This is a genomic window from Allorhizobium sonneratiae (assembly GCF_023700755.1).
Lineage (GTDB): Bacteria > Pseudomonadota > Alphaproteobacteria > Rhizobiales > Rhizobiaceae > Allorhizobium > Allorhizobium sonneratiae.
Genome location: NZ_JAMKOJ010000011.1, coordinates 171,599 through 190,834 on the forward strand (window position 1 = coordinate 171,599; position 19,236 = coordinate 190,834).

Consider the following 19,236-nt stretch of genomic DNA (forward strand, 5'->3'; position numbering starts at 1 on the left):
GGAAAGCACTTCAATGTAAGAGGCTCTCTCGGATTTTTGAACACTGTTGCAAATGATGTTTTAAGACATGTTGTTTTGACGGGTATTTGTCAGCGATAGAGGTCACAAATGTGTTTGCGCCTTTTCTTCAGAAAGTAAGCGTATCCTGCTGCAAAGCTTGCGCAAGCAGATGCAGGTAATCCTCGCGGCGAATATCGATGGCGCCAAACTGTTTAAGGTGGTCGGTGGTGAACTGAGTATCAAGCAGGGTGAAGCCTTGTGCGCGCATATGCTCGACCAGATACACAAGACAGATTTTAGAGGCGTCGCTGCGCCGTGAAAACATGCTCTCGCCAAAAAAGGCAGTGCCCAGCGACACGCCATAAAGGCCGCCGACCAGTTCATCGCCTTCGAAAGCTTCGACACTATGGGCATTTCCCATGCGATGCAGCGCACAGTAGAGCGAAAAGATCGTCTCGTTGATCCAGGTGCTGGGCCGTTCCGGCGTGGCTTCGGCGCATTTGCGCATGACCAGATCGAAACATGTATCGCGGCGAATATCGAAAGGCTTTTGCTTGATGCGCTTGGCAAGGCTTTTGGGTACGTAGAACCCGTCGAGCGGAATGATGCCGCGAATTTCGGGTTCGACCCAGAAGATTTCCGGGTCATCGGCTGAATCGGCCATGGGAAACATGCCAATGGAATAGGCGCGCAGCAGCATGTGCGGCGTGATCGAATTATTGTGTCGGCCTTTTCTGCCCATTATCGCCCTTGGCATTTGTTCCGAAGAGGATGAAGCGTCTCTGTCGGAAAGACAAGCGAAACAGTCAAATAATCAGGCTGCCCGATTTGATGTCAATCGGGCAGCTTGTCGTGCTTTAATGGCTGTCTGCCGCCAGATATTTTTCCAGCCAGTGAATGTCGTATTCACCGGCTTCGATATCCGTGTTCGACACCAGATCCTGGAACAGGGGCAGGGTTGTCTTGATACCGTCGATGACGAATTCGTCCAGCACCCGGCGCAACCGCATCAGGCATTCCCGGCGGTCCCGACCATGCACGATCAGCTTGCCGATCAGGCTGTCGTAATAGGGCGGGATTTTATAGCCGGCATAAGCACCGGAATCGACGCGAACGCCAAGGCCACCCGGAGCATGGAAATGGGTGATGGTGCCAGGCGAAGGTGTGAAGTTGCGCGGGTCTTCAGCATTGATGCGGCATTCGATCGCGTGACCGCGGAAAACCACCTCATCCTGCGTCACCGAAAGGCCCTGGCCGGAGGCAACCCGGATCTGTTCGTAAACCAGATCGATGCCGGTAATGGCTTCTGTGACGGGATGCTCCACCTGAAGACGGGTGTTCATTTCGATGAAATAGAACTCGCCGTTTTCATAGAGGAATTCGATGGTGCCGGCGCCGCGATATTTCAGCTTCTTCATCGCGTCGGCGCAGATCTGGCCGATCTTCATCCGCTGTTCCAGCGTCAGCGCCGGGGAATTGGCCTCTTCCCAGACCTTCTGGTGACGGCGCTGCAGTGAGCAGTCACGTTCGCCAAGATGGATGGCGTTGCCTTCGCCGTCGCCGAAGACCTGAATCTCGATATGCCGGGGCTTTTCGAGATATTTTTCCATATAAACGGCGTCATTGCCGAAGGCGGCTGCCGCTTCAGAGCGCGCCGTGTTCAGCGCTTCCATCAGGTCGTCTTCGGTGCGCGCCACCTTCATGCCGCGACCACCACCGCCGGCGGTTGCCTTGATCAGCACCGGAAAGCCGATCTGACGGGCGATTTCCATGGCGTTTTCAGGCTTGACCTCACCATCGGAGCCGGGCACGACCGGAATGCCCAGCTCCTGGGCTGTCTGCTTGGCGGTGATCTTGTCGCCCATCAGGCGAATATGGTCCGCCGTCGGTCCGATGAAGGTAATGCCGTGTGCGTCGAGAATATCGGCAAATTTGGCATTTTCCGACAGGAAGCCATAGCCGGGATGCACGGCATCGGCATGGGTGATCTCGCAGGCCGCGACGATCTCGTGAATGTTGAGATAGCTGTCACGCGAGGGCGGGGGGCCGATACACACGCTTTCATCGGCCAGTCGCACATGCATGGCGTCAGCGTCGGCGGTCGAATGCACGGCAACGGAAGCGATGCCGAGTTCCTTGCAGGCGCGCAGAACGCGAAGGGCGATTTCGCCGCGATTGGCTATGAGAATTTTCTTGATGGTGCTCATCGGCTCACTCGATGATGATCAGGGCTTCGCCATATTCGACGGGGCTGGCATCGTTGACGATGATCTCAACCACCTTGCCCGCGCGCGGCGAAGGGATCTGGTTCATGGTCTTCATCGCTTCGATGATCAGCAGCGTCTGACCTTCCTTGACGGTGGCGCCGACTTCGATAAAGGGAGCCGCACCCGGAGCAGGCGACAGATAGGCTGTGCCGACCATGGGGGCGGTGACGGCCTTGGACAGGTCGCGGCCAGCCGGTGCGGCGGTAACGGCTACCGGAGCGGCTGCCGATACTGCCGGTGCTGCCACTGGAGCTGGCGCAGCATAACCCTGCATGGCGGGCATAGCGACCATCTGCGGAGCCGAGCGCGAAACACGAATGCGCAGGTCTTCCTGCTCCACTTCGATTTCGCTGAGATCGGTTTCGTTGAGAATATTTGCCAGTTCGCGGATGAGCGCCTGGTCAATACCTGGTTTCTTGTCAGCCATAGGTTTATCCCTGAATTTTATCTTATCGTGTGAGGGTGATAAGCGCCTGTAGCGCCAATGTATAGGAATGGGGTCCGAAACCGCAGATCACGCCCTTGACCGCGGGCGCGATCATTGAATGATGGCGAAATTCCTCACGGGCATGGACATTGGAAATATGCAGCTCGACCACGGGCACGGAGATCGCGCGAATGGCGTCATGCAGCGCCACGGATGTGTGCGTATAGGCTCCGGCATTCAGCGCCACGCCCAGAGATGTCTCGCCAGCTTCATGCAGCCAGTCGACCAGCACGCCTTCGTGATTGGTCTGACGAAAATCGATCGTCACGCCCTGAGACTGTGCAAAGGACTGACAGTCCGCCTCGATATCCGCCAAGGTCTTGCCCCCGTAAATGCCTGGCTCACGTTTGCCGAGCGCATTGAGATTGGGGCCGTTCAGCACAAAAAAGGTGTTATTCATATACCCATCCGTCGTCTTGCAGACAGCTTCCTATAAACCGGGGAGAACCGGAGGGAAAGCCCTGGCTTGCCACTTGTCCTTTTTGGCACAGGGTGAAGATCTCGTCTCTACAGGGCAAGACGGCAAAATCAGCAGCTTGACTTGCCGCAATTGCGCATGTTGGCGATCTTCTGTTTCAGCGTGTCTTCGCCCACGGCGCCGGATATGACTTCGGTTCCGATGACATAGGCCGGTGTGCCGGTGATGCCCAGCGACTGGGCGAGAGTATAGGTCTTCTTCACGGCCTCGTCATTCGGCTGGGCGGCCATCTGCTTGGCAATGTCGGCTTCTTTCAGGCCAAGCTTTTCCGCGATTGCCATGGCGGAAGCCTGAGTGGCGCGGACAGTGCCCCCCAAAAGCGCCTCATGAAAGGCTGGATATTTTTCCGGAGCAAGCTCACGCACGGCAAAGGAAACCCGATGGGCCGCTTCCGAATCCGGCCCCAGGATCGGCAGTTCCTTGAGCACGAAACGCAAATTATTATCGTGCTTAATCAAATCGTTCATGTCGCTGATGGCGTGGCGGCAATAAGGACAGTTATAATCGTAGAATTCAACAATGCTCACATTGCCATTGGGATTTCCAAGGACGACATCGTCCTTGGAGTGGAAGATGTCCTGCTCATTGGCGCTCACCTGCGCTGCACTTCTGGCGGCCTCGGCCTCGGCCTGTTTTTTCTGCAGCGCATCCTGCGCCTCCAGCAGAACTTCCGGATGGGCGATCAGATAATCGTGGATGAAATCACCCATTTCCTGTTTCTGTTTGTCGTCCAGAGCCGCGGCGGGTGTTGCAAAACCTGCTGTGCCGGAAACCAGCGTGGCCAGCACTATACCTGCCCAAAATTTTCTCATGAAGAAGATGTCCTTTTGTGAGACGCAGCGCATCATACGCTTTAATAAGTCTTCGAGCCGTCTTGGTCGCTAGGGTCAAAACTCACTCAGGATGGTTGTTCTGCAAGGCGTATTTTGTGTCTGAGTAGAAGGAAAGGTGCAGGAAATGCTCCCCATTTTCAAACCTTTCCGACGCCCGCAGGCACAAAATACGCCTTGCACAAAGGGTTGAACGTGATGGGCCGCCTGATTGCGAACAATGCTCGACAAGGCAAACCGGCCTTGTCTTGCGCTTGTTCGCTGCCATACAATCCCATCCCGTTCAACAGAACACCCATCCTGAGTGAGTTTTGACCCTAGTCCGGCTGGCCTTTTTCCTCCGGCTTTTCACCATTTGCAACGACGATCCCGGCTGATGGCAAGGCATCCCCAGAAAAATCGGCCAAATTGTGGGGCGACTGAAAACCCGCTTTCTGCTTTTCGGCTCATGAGATGTTTGAGCATGATCTTATCAAAATACCGGTTCCCACTTATGGGGATCATGCTATAGCCCGATATCTATGTGCTGCATGAGGTCTGTCTTGCTGATTCCCGCCAACAGAAGTGCTGTCGAACCCTTTCACGCCATGGATATTCTGGCTGAAGCCAACCGCCTGAAGGCAGAAGGACAGTCGGTGATTTCTCTCGCTGTGGGCCAGCCAGCGGCGCCTGCACCAAAGGCGGCGATTGTGGCGGCGGAAACTGCGCTGCGCAACGGGCCGATCGGCTATACCGATGCGCTGGGTCGGGCGGATTTGCGCGGTGCCCTGAGCCGTTATTATGAGAAACGTCACGGTGCCGCGGTGTCACCGGATCGCATTCTGGTGACGACCGGATCGTCTGCCGGCTTCAATCTGGCGTTTCTAACCCTGTTCGACAGCGGTGATGCGGTGGCGATTGCCCGTCCCGGTTATCCGGCCTATCGCAATATTCTCAAAGCTTTGGGGCTTGTCGTTGTCGAAGTGCCTGTCGGCCCGGAGACAGAGTATACATTGACCCCTGACAGTCTGGAAAAAGAAGCACGCGCTGCGAGGGTGAAGCTGAAAGGCGTCTTGCTGGCCAGTCCCGCCAACCCGACCGGCACCATCACCAGCCGTGCCCGTCTTCAAACACTGGCCGCCTGGTGCGACGGAAACAATGTCGCCTTCATTTCCGATGAGATCTATCACGGCTTAAGCTATGGGGCGGAGGAGGCAAGCGCCGTTGAATTTGCTCCAAATGCCATCGTCATCAATTCCTTTTCCAAATATTACCGCATGACCGGCTGGCGGATCGGCTGGATGGTTTTGCCTGAGAGGCTGGTACGGCCTGCCGAATGTCTGGCGCAGAGCCTTTATATCTCCGCGCCGGAATTGTCGCAGATCGCTGCCATGGCAGCATTGGATGCGGGGGAGGAACTGGAACTTTATCGTGCCGCCTGCCGCGCCAATCGCGATTTTCTGGAAAAACGCCTGCCGGAGCTTGGCTTGCCGCTCTTGTCGCCGATGGATGGGGCGTTTTACGCCTATGTCGATGTCAGCCGCTATACCAATGATAGCATGGCTTTTGCAAAAAACATGCTGAAGGAGACCGGCATTGCCGCAACGCCCGGTCTCGATTTCGATCCGCTGGACGGCCATCGCGCCTTGCGGTTGTCCTATGCTGGAACGCTTGAAGACATGCGTGAGGCAACGGAGCGTATCGCGGCGTGGCTTGGATAAAAGAGGGCGAGTGAAATGACGATCATGGCAGATGGTGTTCCTGTGCCGGTTCTTGAAACGCCGCGGCTACGGCTGCGCGAACCTCGGATCGAGGACTTTGAGGATATCGCCACCATGTGGGCGGATGAAAACGTGGTTCGTTTCATCACCGGCAAGCCTTCGGGCCGATCGGACAGTTGGTCGCGCCTGCTGCGCCACATCGGACACTGGCAGGCTTTGTCTTACGGATACTGGAGTGTCGAAGAGCGGGAGACGGGCCGGTTTTGTGGTCATATCGGTTTTGCCGAGCATAAGCGCGACATCACGCCGTCCATTGAAGGTGTGCCTGAAATTGGCTGGGTTCTGGCCACCCATGCTCATGGGCGGGGGATTGCGACGGAAGCCGTCGCCGCTGCCGTGCAATGGGGCGACCGGCATTTTTCTGAGCCTCGAACGGTCTGCCTGTTTGATCCCGACAATGCCGCCTCCATGCGTGTGGCGGAGAAAAACGGTTATCGTGTCTGCTGTATGGCGCGCATGAATGATAAGGACACGTTGATGATGGAACGGATGAGAGCAATCTAAATCTTTATTTTTACGCATTTCTGGAAGGAAAATCGCCCGCTTGACGCGGGCGATTTTGTTTCACATCTCGGGTTCTCTCAGAGGAAACCGCGCTTTTGCCACCAGCCGCCTTTTTTCGGCTTTGGTGCCTCGTCGCCGGAACTCGTATTCGAGGTTACGACCGGTTCGGAGACGGTGACAGTCGATTCACGATTGGCGCGGACCGGTTTTTCTGCTTCGCCGGAAACATCAGCCTCGGTCGAGGCTTCCGGTTGCTGTGGTGCTTCCGTTTCAGTGACTGGCGTTTTCGCAGTTTCGCTTGCCGGCTCCACGGCAGGCGTAACCGGCTCTGATGCAGGGGCAGGTGTTGCTGCCTCTGCAACAGTTTCGGCCGCGGCCTCAAGAGCGTCCTGCTGATCGTTTGCAACCGTCTCAGCCTCGGCCGAGGCGCGTGTGCGGCGTGCTCGGCGCGGGCGGGGGCTGGGTGTTGCTGTCTCGGCAGGAGCAGTTTCATCCTCCGCAGCCGTTGTTACGCTCTCAACCGCTTCAACGGTGCTTTCACCTTCAGCGGTGCTCGTTTCTGCAGCCTCATTGTCGTCAGAGGCATCGCTGTCGCCAGCATTGTCCGCATCTGCTGCCATGTCGCTGCCGTTTTCATCGCGGCCACGGCGACCGCCACGCTTGCCGCGACGGCGACGTTTGCGGCGCTGGTTCGCACCATTGCCGTCTTCATCGGAAGCTTCGGCATTAGCCGGCGTATCGGTGTCGTCGGATGCATCGCCTTCGGCGTCATCCGCCTCGTCTTCATCCTCATCGCCTTCAAATTCGCTCTGTGCGCCGTTGGTTGCGCCATCCTGCTGACCATTGCCGTTCTTGCCACGGCGACGACGGCGGCGCTTGCGCTTGCGGTTGCCATTGTCATCACCGGCACCAGTGCCGTTTTGCGGCTGGGCAGTGGCTTCTGCGACGATTTCTTCTTCGTCCTCTTCGATCTCGATAACCGGATCGTCTTCCTCAACTTCGGGGAAGAGCGGCAAGAGGCTTTCGATCTTCACCGGATTGGCAACGGCCTCGCCACGCTCAATGGCGAAATGCTGATGGCCAACGCTGGCATCGGCTTCGATAACGATGGCAACACCGAAACGCTGCTCATAATCAACAATGGTGCTGCGCTTGTGGTTGAGCAGGTAAAGTGCCGTTTCCGGCAGGGTGCGCACGGTGATGTCATGCGTGGTGCTCTTCAGCAGGAATTCCTCGATGCCGCGCAGGACATGCAGCGCCACAGAGGATTGCGAGCGGATGAGGCCGGTGCCGGAGCAATGCGGGCAGGTCTGCGTGGTCGATTCCAGCACGCTGGCACGAATGCGCTGGCGCGACATCTCCAGAAGGCCGAAATGCGAGATGCGTCCCACCTGAATGCGGGCGCGGTCGTTCTTCAGGCAATCTTTCAGCTTCTTCTCGACAGAGCGGTTGTTGCGCTTTTCTTCCATGTCGATGAAGTCGATGACGATCAAACCGGCCAGGTCGCGCAGGCGAAGCTGGCGCGCCACTTCTTCTGCCGCTTCGAGATTGGTTTGAAGCGCCGTATCCTCAATGGAATGTTCGCGGGTGGAGCGACCGGAGTTAACGTCGATCGCCACCAGCGCTTCCGTCTGGTTGATAATGATATAGCCGCCCGATTTCAGCGTTACCTGCGGCTGCAGCATCCGGTCGAGCTGGGCTTCGATGCCGGAGCGCGAGAAGATCGGGTGAATGTCGCGATAGGGCTGAACCACCTTGGCATGGCTCGGCATCAGCATTTTCATGAAGTCCTTGGCTTCACGATAGCCGTCCTCACCGGCAACGATGATTTCGTTGATGTCCTTGTTGTAGAGGTCGCGGATCGAACGCTTGATCAGCGAACCTTCCTCATAGACGAGGCAGGGGGCGGTGGAATTCAGCGTCAGCGTCCGGACATTTTCCCAAAGCCGCATCAGATATTCAAAGTCGCGCTTGATCTCGACCTTGGTGCGGTTGGCGCCGGCTGTGCGCAAAATCACGCCCATGCCCTGCGGCACGTCCAGCTCGCGGGCGATTTCCTTCAGCCGCTTGCGGTCGGTGGGATTGGTGATCTTGCGGGAAATGCCGCCGCCACGCGCCGTGTTCGGCATCAGCACGGAATAGCGGCCTGCCAGCGAAAGATAGGTGGTGAGCGCTGCACCCTTGTTGCCGCGCTCTTCCTTGGCGACCTGAACCAGAAGAATCTGGCGGCGCTTGATCACTTCCTGAATGCGGTACTGTTTGCGCGGTGCGCGGCGCGGACGGTCCGGAACCTCTTCCATGGCGTCTTCAGCGCCGACGGATTCGATCTCTTCCTTTTCGCCGTCGTCATCGTCGTCATCGTCATCATCATCGTGACGGTTTCTGCCGGTCTCCTCGGTGATGCTATCAGTATCAACCATGGCGGCCATACTGCCATTCCTGCCGGTGTCGTCATCATCCGGAGTGGCGTCTGCGGCTGTTTGCGTCTGGGCTTCCTGATCTGCCCCCTGATCTGCCGTTGCCTGAACAGCGCTCTCTGCCTCGGCACTGTCACCGGCCTTCTTGCGCGGCTTGCGGGCACGGCGCGGCTTTGGCTTGACCGGCTCAGACACGTCCGTTTTGCTGTCAGCATCGACCGTCTTGGCCACAGCGGCCTCTTCCGGGGCGGCCCCATCCTTGGCCTCTTCCGTGACAGCTTCAGCGGCGGCGTTTGAAGCTTCCTCCGATTTTACGCCAAGCGTCGCGGCAAGACCGGCAACCTCTTCGGCCTCATTGGCAAATTCTGCAGGATCAGCAATCACCGGCTGATCGCTGCCGGCAAGGTCGGTCCGGGTGTCGAAATCACCCTCAGCGCCGTGTTCTTCGGCTTCTGCCTGCAACAGGGCCTGCCGGTCGGCCAGCGGTATCTGATAATAATCGGGATGGATTTCCGCGAAAGCCAGGAAGCCGTGGCGATTGCCGCCATAATCAACGAAAGCGGCCTGAAGCGAAGGTTCAACGCGCGTGACCTTGGCGAGATAGATATTGCCGCGGATCTGCTTCTTATGCTGGGACTCGAAGTCGAATTCTTCAATCCGGTTACCGCGAACGACAACAACCCGCGTCTCTTCCTCGTGAGACGCATCGATAAGCATTTTGTCTGCCATGTATATTCTGCTCCTCGGCGCGCAAGGCAGCATAACGAGCCGATGGGCGAATGCCATGCCGGATCGGTCTTCTGCCTGCTGCGCCGGATAAAACTGCTCTTGTCCCCATGATTTTTCCGGTCAGCAGACGATAATATTCCGGGCCGGTTGCGACCCTTGGAATAAAGACGTCAAACACAGACTGCTGCAACGACATCAAAAACCAGACAAAAGCGACAATGCCAAAGGCCTTGAAAGGCCCAATGAATGCTCCATGGAGCGGTGGGTGAAAACACACCCGGCCCAAGCAGACAGTTCATCAACGTGTTGAATATCTGCCTGGAGTTATTTGTTTTACAAAGTTTTCTCCGAAAAACGCTTATCGTCTTCCGGCAACCCCGCCTGTGCCGGATAATCCGGCGGTTCAATTCATGTTCGGATCGAAATATCCTGCGGCGGATGAAGTGTCTGACATCAGGCGCCAGGACTATGCGTTGGCTGCCGTCACGACGATTCTATCCCGCTGACAATTTTAACCCTTGATCTTTGTTTTAAGTTGTCTCTGATCCCTTGGCAAGCGCCAAAGAAGGCTCTGCCATAATATTGATATAGCCATAAGATTAGAGCTGGCGTAAGGACAGCTATGCCGGGTGCGGGACGGGCAGCACCCGCAGATGAGAAAGAGGTGACTGGCCTTTGAACATGGCCTGTGCCACTCTGGCTCAATGATAACGATGAAAAATGAGCAACAGAAAAGGAAAGCTTTGGCGTGCCGGGTTTTGGATTTGCGAGGACTTGTCTGGTTGTGCGTCATAGTGTCTTCGTGATGGTCTTGCGCGGGTTTTGCTGTTTCGCGCTGATGTTTGCTGCGGCTTTTCCCGCGCTTGCCGACATGCCGCTTGCGGTAACGGCGGCGCGCGTTGCCTCGAACGATGCGCGCGGACGGCTTGTCTTCGATTTCGATCGTAAACCCGATGCCACGGTGCATTATATCGGCCATCCCGATCGTGTGGTCATCGATCTTCCTGCGACCGATTTCACCCTGCCGCAGACGGCGCTACAGCCGGTTGGCCTGTTCAGGGATATCCGGTATGGCGCCATCGATGCGAGCCATGCGCGTATCGTGCTGAATATGAGTCGCCCGGCCAAGGTCATGGCCACCGATGTGGCGGAAAACGGCGAGGGGGGCGGCTATCGCCTGACCATCGACGCCGAAATGACCGACCAGAAGACATTTGACAAGCTGGTGGCGGCAGGCGGCTGGAACGCTGCCGCCTATAACAGCGGTAGACAGGCACGGCTGGCGCAGGATCCTCCGCCCTCCACAGGCAAGTTCGTCATTGCGGTCGATCCCGGTCATGGCGGCATCGATACCGGGGCGATCAGTCTCGACACACATGTTCCGGAAAAGAGGATCACGCTTGCCTTCGGCAAAGCCTTTGCGGCAGCGCTCAACAAACAGCCCGGGATTGAGGCCTTTCTCACCCGCGATACGGATCGGTATCTGTCGTTGCCGGAGCGGGTCACCATCGCCCGGCAGAAGGGCGCCAATCTGTTCATCTCGCTCCATGCCGACATGCTCGACCAGCCATCGATCCGTGGAGCGACCGTTTATACGCTCTCCGACAAGGCGTCTGACCATCTGGCGGCGGAAGCTGCCGACCGGGAAAACAAATCCGACGAGATCGGTGGCGTCACCGTCAGCCATGAACCGGAGGCGGTGAACGATATTCTGCAGGATCTCACCCGGCGGGAAACGCAGGCCTTTTCCATCAGTCTGGCCAATGCCATCGTCTCCTCCTTCAAGGGGCAGGTCAATCTGATCAACAATCCGCATCGCTCGGCAGGTTTCAGGGTGCTGCAATCGGATGATGTGCCATCTGTGTTGATCGAACTGGGTTTTCTGTCGAACAGACAGGATGAGAAGCTTCTGCTCGATCCGGCCTGGCGGGCGAAGGTGGTCAGCCTTCTGGTCGAGGCGGTCAAGGCCTATCGGGCGCCGCTTGTCGCAGGGAAGGGGTAGGGTTTGACCAGCCTTGGCTGCATGGTGCCCGGTCTTCTGTGCATGGGGATGCAAAGTTGATGGGCTTGTCTGTTCACAATGGTAAATTGGCCCTAATTTGCGCACATTGACCATGCCAGACAGGAAGGCAGAGAATGTTTCTGCTGCCATAAACGCCTGTATTGCAAAACCGCAGGAAAGCGCTAAGCAGGCTTTCGTTTTCAGGCCAACACTTTGCCTGCTTTGGTTTTGTTTCAACGCTGGGTCTCACCGGAAAGCCGTGGGACAGTTTTGCGAAACCTGCTGAGCAGAAACGGGCTTGATTGTCGTTCCGCCTTGTAATTGCGTAGGGTCTATGCAAAACGCCACAGAACAAACGGAGCCGAAGACAGGCACCATGCGAACCGAAAGCCGAGGCCGGTAGCGTTACGATGATAAGACTGATCGGATATTTCTTCGGACTGGCCTGTGCCGGCGCACTTGCTGCGGCTGCGGCTGCAGCGGTTTATCTGGCAACTGTCAGCAAGGACCTGCCGGATTACGAGGTGCTGAGCCAGTATGCGCCGCCAGTGATGACCCGCATTCATGCCGGAAACGGGGCGCTGATTGCCGAATATGCCCATGAAAGACGGATCTTCCTGCCGATCCAGGCGATACCGGACCGGGTGAAGGCGGCTTTCATCTCGGCGGAAGACAAGAATTTCTACACTCATCCCGGCATTGATGTCTGGGGTTTGGGGCGTGCCATTCTGGTCAATCTGCGCAATCTGGGCTCGGGACGGCGTCCGGTGGGGGCTTCCACCATCACCCAGCAGGTGGCCAAGAACTTTCTGCTCAGCGCCGACCAGACCTTCGACCGCAAGGTGAAGGAGGCCATTCTCTCCTTCCGCATCGAGCAGACCTATTCCAAGGATAAGATTCTCGAACTCTATCTGAACGAGATCTTTTTCGGGATGAATTCCTACGGCATCGCTGCTGCGGCCCTGACCTATTTCGATAAGCCGGTGACGGAACTGACCATCGCCGAGACCGCCTATCTCGCTTCGCTGCCGAAGGGGCCGAACAATTACAATCCCTTCCGCCATGAAAAGGCAGCGCTTGAGCGACGCAACTGGGTCATCGACCGTATGGCCGAAAACGGCTATATCACCGTCTCTGACGCAGAAGAGGCGAAAAAGCAGCCGCTTGGTGTCAAGATGCGCCGCGATAGCGGTACCGTTTTTGCCTCGCAGTATTTTTCCGAGGAAGTCCGTCGCCAGCTGATCGACAAATATGGGGCGAAGACGCTTTATGAAGGCGGCTTGTCGGTGCGCACCTCGCTCGATCCACGCCTGCAGAATTTTGCCCGCAAGGCATTGCAGGACGGCCTTGTGAGTTATGACCAGAAGCGCGGCTGGCGCGGGCCGATCAAATCCGTCACGCTCGGATCGGACTGGGGACAGGCGATTGCCGATATTCCCACGCTTGACGATGTGCCGGAGTGGAAGATTGCCGTGGTGCTGGCTGTCTCCCGATCGGAGGTTGAGATCGGATTGCAGCCGGGGCGGGATGATCAGGGCCATCTTGTGAGCGACCGCAAGACCGGCATCATCAAGGCTTCCGATATGGAATGGGCGTTCCGTTCGGCCCGGAAGGATCACAAGTCAACGAAATCGCCAGAAGGTGTGCTCAGCCCCGGCGATGTGATCTATGTCGAAAAGGTTAGCGACACGAAGGGGGGCGAAGCTAAGGGCAACGATAAGGCGGATAATCTTTATAAGCTGGAACAGGTGCCGAAGGTGCAGGGCGGTTTTGTCGCGATGGACCCGCATACGGGCCGCGTGCTGGCGCTGGTCGGCGGTTTCTCCTTCTCGCTGTCCGAGTTCAACCGCGCCACCCAGGCCATGCGCCAGCCCGGCTCGTCATTCAAGCCTTTCGTTTATTCTGCAGCCCTCGACAGCGGCTATACGCCTGCCTCTGTGGTGCTGGATGCGCCGGTGGAGTTTGAATCCGGTGGTCAGATCTGGAAGCCGCAAAATGACGGCGGTGGCTTTGTCGGGCCGGCGACGCTTCGATACGGCATCGAGCATTCGCGTAACCTGATGACGGTGCGGCTTGCCAATGACATGGGCATGGATCTGGTGGCCGAATATGCCGAACGTTTCGGCATTTACGATCACATGCAGCCGGTTCTCTCCATGTCGCTCGGTGCTGGCGAAACCACGGTCCTGCGCATGGTGTCGGCCTATGCTGTCATCGCTAATGGCGGAAAACAGATCAAGCCGACCCTGATCGACCGGATTCAGGATCGTTACGGCAAGACGATTTTCAAGCATGAGGAGCGGGTCTGCGAAGGTTGCAATTCTCCTGACTGGCATAATCAGCCGGAGCCGGTCGTGGCCGATAATCGCCTGCAGGTTCTCGACCCGATGACCGCCTATCAGATCACCTCGATGATGCAGGGTGTCATCCAGCGCGGCACGGCGGCGGGCAAGGTCAAGCTCGATCGCGATGTGGCGGGCAAGACCGGTACGACCAATGATTCCAAGGATGTCTGGTTCTTGGGCTTTACCCCCAATCTGGTGGCGGGCGTCTATATTGGTTACGATACACCGACACCGATGGGCCGGGCTGCGACAGGTGGTTCGATGTCGGCACCGGTCTTCAATGAATTCATGCAGAATGCGGTCAAGGGCACGCCACCAAGCAAGTTCAAGATTCCGGACGGCATGAAGCTGATCGCCGTCAACCGCAAGACCGGCATGGCGGCGCAGGAAGGTGATCCCGACACCATCGTCGAGGCCTTCAAACCCGGCACAGGACCGGCCGACAGCATCTCCGTTATCGGCATGGACAGCAATATGCAGCCCGAGGAAATCCTGAAAACCTCGCCACAGGCCAATCAGGCCATCCAGTCGGGAACGCCGGGTTTGTTTTGAGCCTGATCGTCTTGGCTTTTTTATCCCCGGCCTTTACATCCGGGGAGAGGGACCTTATTCACCGGCCCCACCATCTTTTATGAAGACCTGAGAGACAGGACGGAATGCGTAACGAAATCGAGAACGTGGTTGATGAAATCAAGCAGGCCATAAGCCTGCTGAGGAGGCATCTTTGACTGGGACCAGGCGATAAGACGACTGGACTGGTTGAACAACAAGGCGGAAGATCCCAATCTGTGGAACGATGCCTCTGAAGCTCAGAAGCTGATGCGCGAGCGCCAGCAGCTGGATGAAAGCATAAACGGCGTCAAGCATCTCGAACAGCAGCTCAGAGACAATATCGAGCTGATCGAGATGGGTGAGGAGGAAGGCGACGACAGCGTCGTGCGCGAGGCGGAAGATGCGCTGAAGGCGCTCAAGGCCGAATCGGGACGGTTGCAGGTCGAAGCCATGCTGTCCGGCGAGGCCGATGGCAACGATACCTATCTGGAAGTTCATTCCGGGGCAGGCGGCACGGAAAGCCAGGACTGGGCCAATATGCTGTTGCGCATGTATAGCCGCTGGGCCGAGCGCAACGGCTTCAAGGTCGAGGTGCTGGAAGTGCATGACGGCGAAGAGGCGGGGATTAAATCCGCCACCATTCTCGTCAAGGGCCACAATGCCTATGGCTGGCTGAAGACCGAATCAGGCGTGCATCGTCTGGTGCGGATTTCGCCCTATGACAGCAATGCCCGTCGCCATACCTCGTTCTCGTCCATCTGGGTCTATCCGGTGGTCGATGAATCGATCCAGATCGATGTCAATGAAAGCGATTGCCGTATCGATACCTACCGGTCTTCCGGTGCAGGTGGACAGCACGTCAACACCACCGATTCGGCGGTGCGCATCACCCATATTCCCAGCGGTATCGTCGTTGCCTGTCAGCAGGAACGCTCCCAGCACAAGAACCGGGCCAAGGCCTGGGACATGTTGCGCGCCCGTCTTTACGAAGCCGAGCTGAAGAAGCGGGAAGAGGCTGCCAATGCCGAAGCCGCCTCCAAGACCGATATCGGTTGGGGTCACCAGATCCGGTCTTACGTGCTACAGCCCTATCAGCTGGTCAAGGACCTGCGCACCGGGGTGGAAAGTACGGCACCCGATGACGTCTTGAACGGCGAAATCAACGAGTTCATGGAAGCGGCGCTTGCCCATCGCATCAGCGGCAAGGCCGATGCTGTGGCGGATATCGATTGAATAACCGTTTCCACAAACGCAGATAATCTTGAAACGCCGCGTCTTTGACGCGGCGTTTTCAGTTGGCAAACTGTTCAGCCAGGATCCGTTCCGACCAGGAATGGTCGGGGTCGGAGAGAATACGAGCGGTGATATCTTCTGCCTGTTCTACATCCACCTGCAGGACGGATTTGACTTCGACATTGTCGGCGACGGCATTGACCGGGCGTTTTTCTGATTCGAGAATCTCAAGCCGCAGTTTGACCCGGTCGGGCAGGAGCGCGCCACGCCAGCGACGCGGACGGAACGGGCAGACCGGCGTTAAAGCCAGCAGGGGCGATTCCAGCGGCAGGATCGGCCCGTGGGCCGAAAGATTATAGGCGGTGGAGCCAACGGGCGTGGCGACCAGCAGACCGTCGCAGATCAGCTCGTCCAGCCGTTCATGTGCGTCGATTAATACCCTGATTTTGGCTGCCTGATAGGATTGACGCAGCAATGACACTTCGTTGATCGCAAGCGCCGTGGTGGTCGCACCATCGGCATCGAATGCTGTCATCTTCAAGGGATGGAAATCGTTTTCCGTGGCAATGGCGATTCGCTCGGGCAGATTATCGATGCGGAAATCATTCATCAGAAAGCCGACCGATCCCCGGTTCATACCGTAGACAAGAGTGCCGGTATTCATGGTTTCATGCAGGATCTGTAGCATGAAGCCGTCACCGCCGAGCACCACCAAAGCATCAGCTTCTTCACGAGGACTGTCGCCATAAATGCGAATCAGCTGCTCGCGCGAGGCCAGAGCCTCCGCCGTATTGGCGGCGAGAAAACAAAGCGAACGGGAAGAACGCGCCATGGAACAAGACACCTGCTGAACGGATTTCCTTGCTACATGATAAATCCCTCTATGGCCAAGGGCTTTTGCAGGATTGTCGGCTGCAGCGGGGAGGCACGCAAATTTTTTCTTTACACGCCTGCAGAATCTGCTAGTCAGACGCCACGCCCTTATAGCTCAGTTGGTAGAGCGGCTGATTTGTAATCAGTAGGTCGGGAGTTCGAGTCTCTCTGGGGGCACCATTTTCCCAATATCGTGAATGAAATGTTGCGTCGCATCCTGGCGATGTGCAACGCAGTATGCATTTGGCGTGCGAAGCCTTCGGTTGCAATGCCCTCTATGCAAATTGATGGGCATTGGGTGAAGTTTGGATTTCATCCATGCATCATGTCTTTCTTCACCTCCCATTTGCAAATCTCAATATTGAGCATATTTAAAAAGTTACGCCCGTGTTTATGCGTATTATCAAGTGTAAATCGCCGTGCTTTTGGCGATCTCGTCCAGGATCTGGTTTTGAATGGAATATACTTCAGATTGTGTGGGCATTATTTTCCATTTAACAGTCTCGATTGAATATAGATGTGAGTTTTATTGATTTCTAAACTTAGTTTTTCAAGGCTTCCTCAAGGGGTCGTTCCTATAAAGCAAGAGGTGACGGATCGAGCGCCGCACAGACAACGAAACAGGATGGGAACTGACCGATGAGCGCCGTTAAAGAAAAAGAAAGCACATTCGAAGCGATTTTTGCCCATGATCAGGAAATGCGATTTCTGGCCGAGGCCCGGCGCAATGCGCTGATCGGTCTTTGGGCTGCAGCCCTTATGCAAAAAAGCGATGCGGAAGCCTATGCGGTTGAACTCAGGGAATATGGTGTGGAAAATCCCAATGGCGTGCTTCAGCGTCTGAGTGAGGATTTTCAGCAGGCCGGTATCGCCATGCTGCCTGCCGATATCCACAACAAGATGACCCATCTGTTGCAGACGACCTTTGCCGAAATGGCTCGCGCCGTTTGATGGCGATTGAGACACTGTCTGATCCAGATTGATCCAGGCAGACAATCAATGTCTACGTTTGTCTTGAGCAGGAAAACCGGTATCTGATGGATACCATGAAAAAAGGGCGCCTGATGCACGATCAGGCGCCCTTTTTCTACAATCGGGGTGCGATAAAGGCAAACCAGGCCCAGACGGCAACAAAAAAGCCGACAACGGCGAGCAGGATAAGGACTTTCTTCAAGCCGGGACGCGGTTTTTTGGGCGGTGTCGGTTTGCGAAATTTGATGACATTGTCAGACATGATCTTGCTCGTGGATCGTCATAGCGTTGAGGGTACACACAGTTTTGCGCAATAGACTTATCGCAGAAGAAACTGGCGTGCCGCATAAAGGGCGATGGCGCAGGCATTGGAGACGTTAAGCGATTTGATCTCGCCCGGCATGTCGAGACGAGCAAGCGCCGTCACCGTTTCCCGTGTCTTTTGTCGCAGACCCTTGCCCTCCGATCCGAGGACGAGGGCAATCTTCTCCCCCAGGAATGTGGTTTCCAGCGGCTCCGGACCTTCCGAATCAAGCCCCACTGTCTGAAAGCCCAGCTCGTGCAGTTCCTGCAGGGCATCGGCCAGATTGGTGATCTGGATATAGGGAATCATTTCCAGCGCGCCGGAGGCCGACTTTGCCATGACACCCGATTCGGTTGGACTGTGACGCTGTGTGGTGATGACCGCACCGGCGGCAAAAGCAACGGCAGAGCGCATGATTGCTCCGACATTGTGTGGATCAGTGACCTGATCGAGCACCAGAAGCAGCGGACTGTCTTTCAGGGCGTCGAGACGGCGAACGGGCAGGGGGCGGGTTTCGAGCATAACGCCCTGATGAATCGCTTCCGGACCAAGCCTCTTGTCAATTTCCTGCGGGCTGACGATATCCACAGGAAAAGAGAGGCTCTCCGGTGTGCTGATATCCAGTCGGGCCAGTGCATTCTGGGTGACGCTGAGGCGGATATTCTGCCGTTCTGGGTTGTCGAGCGCAGCGCGCACCGTATGCAGGCCATAGAGATAGACCTGATCGGGGGCAAGTAATGGTGGTGTCCAGTCGCCTTTGGCCTTGCGGCGCTTGTCGTGCTGGGGTGTCGGGATCTCGCCGCGTTCGCGCTTTGCGTCACGCACCTGTCGGCGCAGCGTCGCATAATGCGTGTCGCGGGCGGATGTATCTTTGGTTTTATCTTTGGTCATGCTGTCTTCTGTCTTTTCGGATGCGCCAGCTATAGCGCGCCATTTGTGAATTGGCATCAGTGGTTAGATAAAAACTGACATTTTTCCCTTTAAGGCGTGTTGACTTCTCAAACGCGGGCCGTCATATAGCCGCCACGGATCGAGACGCGAGGCGCTCAATGGTCCGTAAGAAGTAAGCTTGGTCGCTTGATCCGGTCGAAAAACTGGAGGGATGCCCGAGTGGTTAAAGGGGACGGACTGTAAATCCGTTGGCTCAGCCTACGTTGGTTCAAATCCAACTCCCTCCACCATTTCGACATCGGATCGAACACCGCGGGTATAGCTCAATGGTAGAGCAGCAGCCTTCCAAGCTGAATACGCGGGTTCGATTCCCGCTACCCGCTCCAGTTTTTCTAACTCTTCTATGTTTATCGGTGATGCGATTTGCTTTTGCCGCTCTGGTCGGCATCTGTTTGCATTTATGGCTTGCGCAATCCATCCGAAAGCCTTAAACGGCGGCGCTAAACCGGTTCGCCGGGTCAACTATTTACGATCACAGGAAGCATTCAAATGGCAAAGAGTAAGTTTGAGCGCAATAAGCCGCACGTTAACA

General features: G+C 56.5%; 16 protein-coding genes and 3 tRNA genes. 11 read left to right on the forward strand and 8 right to left on the reverse strand.

The window, feature by feature from the left end; translation table 11 throughout:
- Positions 1 to 127: 127 nt before the first annotated feature.
- From aat to NAC44_RS18505, 5 genes are all read right to left on the reverse strand, one after another.
- Positions 128 to 742, reverse strand: a complete 615-nt coding sequence (gene aat, locus NAC44_RS18485) for a leucyl/phenylalanyl-tRNA--protein transferase (RefSeq protein WP_250943037.1) — start codon at positions 740 to 742, stop codon at positions 128 to 130.
- A 115-nt stretch (positions 743 to 857) separates the two neighbouring features.
- Positions 858 to 2,207, reverse strand: coding sequence for an acetyl-CoA carboxylase biotin carboxylase subunit (gene accC / locus NAC44_RS18490; protein ID WP_250943038.1), 1,350 nt, complete (start codon positions 2,205 to 2,207; stop codon positions 858 to 860).
- A 4-nt stretch (positions 2,208 to 2,211) separates the two neighbouring features.
- A complete protein-coding gene (accB, locus tag NAC44_RS18495; protein WP_250943039.1) occupies positions 2,212 to 2,694 on the reverse strand; it encodes an acetyl-CoA carboxylase biotin carboxyl carrier protein in 483 nt (160 codons plus the stop codon).
- Positions 2,695 to 2,716: 22 nt separating this feature from the next.
- Positions 2,717 to 3,154: a type II 3-dehydroquinate dehydratase gene (aroQ, locus tag NAC44_RS18500; protein WP_250943040.1), complete on the reverse strand. Its 438-nt coding sequence runs from the start codon at positions 3,152 to 3,154 to the stop codon at positions 2,717 to 2,719.
- A 128-nt stretch (positions 3,155 to 3,282) separates the two neighbouring features.
- The gene (locus NAC44_RS18505) at positions 3,283 to 4,053 is read right to left on the reverse strand and encodes a DsbA family protein (protein ID WP_420839980.1); all 771 of its coding nucleotides are present in this window, start codon (positions 4,051 to 4,053) and stop codon (positions 3,283 to 3,285) included.
- Positions 4,054 to 4,649: 596 nt separating this feature from the next.
- Here NAC44_RS18505 and NAC44_RS18510 point away from each other — a divergent pair.
- Both NAC44_RS18510 and NAC44_RS18515 read left to right on the forward strand, forming a co-directional pair.
- Positions 4,650 to 5,762 carry a pyridoxal phosphate-dependent aminotransferase gene (locus NAC44_RS18510; protein ID WP_420839982.1) on the forward strand — a complete coding sequence of 371 codons (1,113 nt, stop codon included), beginning with the start codon at positions 4,650 to 4,652 and terminating at the stop codon, positions 5,760 to 5,762.
- Positions 5,763 to 5,777: 15 nt separating this feature from the next.
- Entirely contained in the window at positions 5,778 to 6,326 is a 549-nt protein-coding gene (locus tag NAC44_RS18515; RefSeq protein ID WP_338022103.1) for a GNAT family N-acetyltransferase, read from the forward strand.
- A 77-nt stretch (positions 6,327 to 6,403) separates the two neighbouring features.
- On the opposite strand, the gene NAC44_RS18520 is transcribed toward NAC44_RS18515, so the two are convergent.
- Positions 6,404 to 9,472 carry an Rne/Rng family ribonuclease gene (locus NAC44_RS18520; protein ID WP_250943043.1) on the reverse strand — a complete coding sequence of 1,023 codons (3,069 nt, stop codon included), beginning with the start codon at positions 9,470 to 9,472 and terminating at the stop codon, positions 6,404 to 6,406.
- Between the two features lie 805 nt (positions 9,473 to 10,277).
- On the opposite strand from NAC44_RS18520, the gene NAC44_RS18525 reads away from it, so the two are divergent.
- From NAC44_RS18525 to prfB, 3 genes are all read left to right on the forward strand, one after another.
- Complete coding sequence (locus NAC44_RS18525; protein ID WP_420839983.1) at positions 10,278 to 11,474, forward strand: N-acetylmuramoyl-L-alanine amidase; 1,197 nt, start codon at positions 10,278 to 10,280, stop codon at positions 11,472 to 11,474.
- Between the two features lie 410 nt (positions 11,475 to 11,884).
- The gene (locus NAC44_RS18530) at positions 11,885 to 14,371 is read left to right on the forward strand and encodes a penicillin-binding protein 1A (RefSeq protein WP_250943045.1); all 2,487 of its coding nucleotides are present in this window, start codon (positions 11,885 to 11,887) and stop codon (positions 14,369 to 14,371) included.
- 104 nt (positions 14,372 to 14,475) lie between these two features.
- A protein-coding gene (gene prfB, locus NAC44_RS18535; protein ID WP_250943046.1) for a peptide chain release factor 2 occupies positions 14,476 to 15,604 on the forward strand; the annotation gives its coding sequence in 2 pieces (ribosomal slippage) (positions 14,476 to 14,544 and positions 14,546 to 15,604; 1,128 coding nt in all).
- A gap of 58 nt (positions 15,605 to 15,662) precedes the next feature.
- On the opposite strand, the gene NAC44_RS18540 is transcribed toward prfB, so the two are convergent.
- Positions 15,663 to 16,436 carry an NAD kinase gene (locus NAC44_RS18540; protein ID WP_250943047.1) on the reverse strand — a complete coding sequence of 258 codons (774 nt, stop codon included), beginning with the start codon at positions 16,434 to 16,436 and terminating at the stop codon, positions 15,663 to 15,665.
- Between the two features lie 145 nt (positions 16,437 to 16,581).
- Between NAC44_RS18540 and NAC44_RS18545 the strand changes: the two genes are divergently transcribed.
- The 3 genes from NAC44_RS18545 to NAC44_RS18555 all read left to right on the forward strand — a co-directional run bounded on the left by NAC44_RS18545 (position 16,582) and on the right by NAC44_RS18555 (position 17,766).
- A tRNA-Thr gene (locus NAC44_RS18545) sits at positions 16,582 to 16,657 on the forward strand.
- 459 nt (positions 16,658 to 17,116) lie between these two features.
- Positions 17,117 to 17,428, forward strand: a complete 312-nt coding sequence (locus tag NAC44_RS18550; RefSeq protein ID WP_250943048.1) for a DUF1476 domain-containing protein — start codon at positions 17,117 to 17,119, stop codon at positions 17,426 to 17,428.
- An 86-nt stretch (positions 17,429 to 17,514) separates the two neighbouring features.
- Positions 17,515 to 17,766, forward strand: a complete 252-nt coding sequence (locus NAC44_RS18555) for a hypothetical protein (RefSeq protein WP_250943058.1) — start codon at positions 17,515 to 17,517, stop codon at positions 17,764 to 17,766.
- A gap of 2 nt (positions 17,767 to 17,768) precedes the next feature.
- Here NAC44_RS18555 and rlmB read toward each other — a convergent pair whose 3' ends face one another.
- Positions 17,769 to 18,644: a 23S rRNA (guanosine(2251)-2'-O)-methyltransferase RlmB gene (gene rlmB / locus NAC44_RS18560; protein WP_250943049.1), complete on the reverse strand. Its 876-nt coding sequence runs from the start codon at positions 18,642 to 18,644 to the stop codon at positions 17,769 to 17,771.
- Positions 18,645 to 18,849: 205 nt separating this feature from the next.
- On the opposite strand from rlmB, the gene NAC44_RS18565 reads away from it, so the two are divergent.
- From NAC44_RS18565 to NAC44_RS18575, 3 genes are all read left to right on the forward strand, one after another.
- Positions 18,850 to 18,934, forward strand: a tRNA-Tyr gene (locus NAC44_RS18565).
- Positions 18,935 to 18,956: 22 nt separating this feature from the next.
- Positions 18,957 to 19,030, forward strand: a tRNA-Gly gene (locus tag NAC44_RS18570).
- A 17-nt stretch (positions 19,031 to 19,047) separates the two neighbouring features.
- On the forward strand, positions 19,048 to 19,236 hold a 189-nt coding region (locus tag NAC44_RS18575; RefSeq protein ID WP_250943050.1), incomplete at its 3' end, for a hypothetical protein.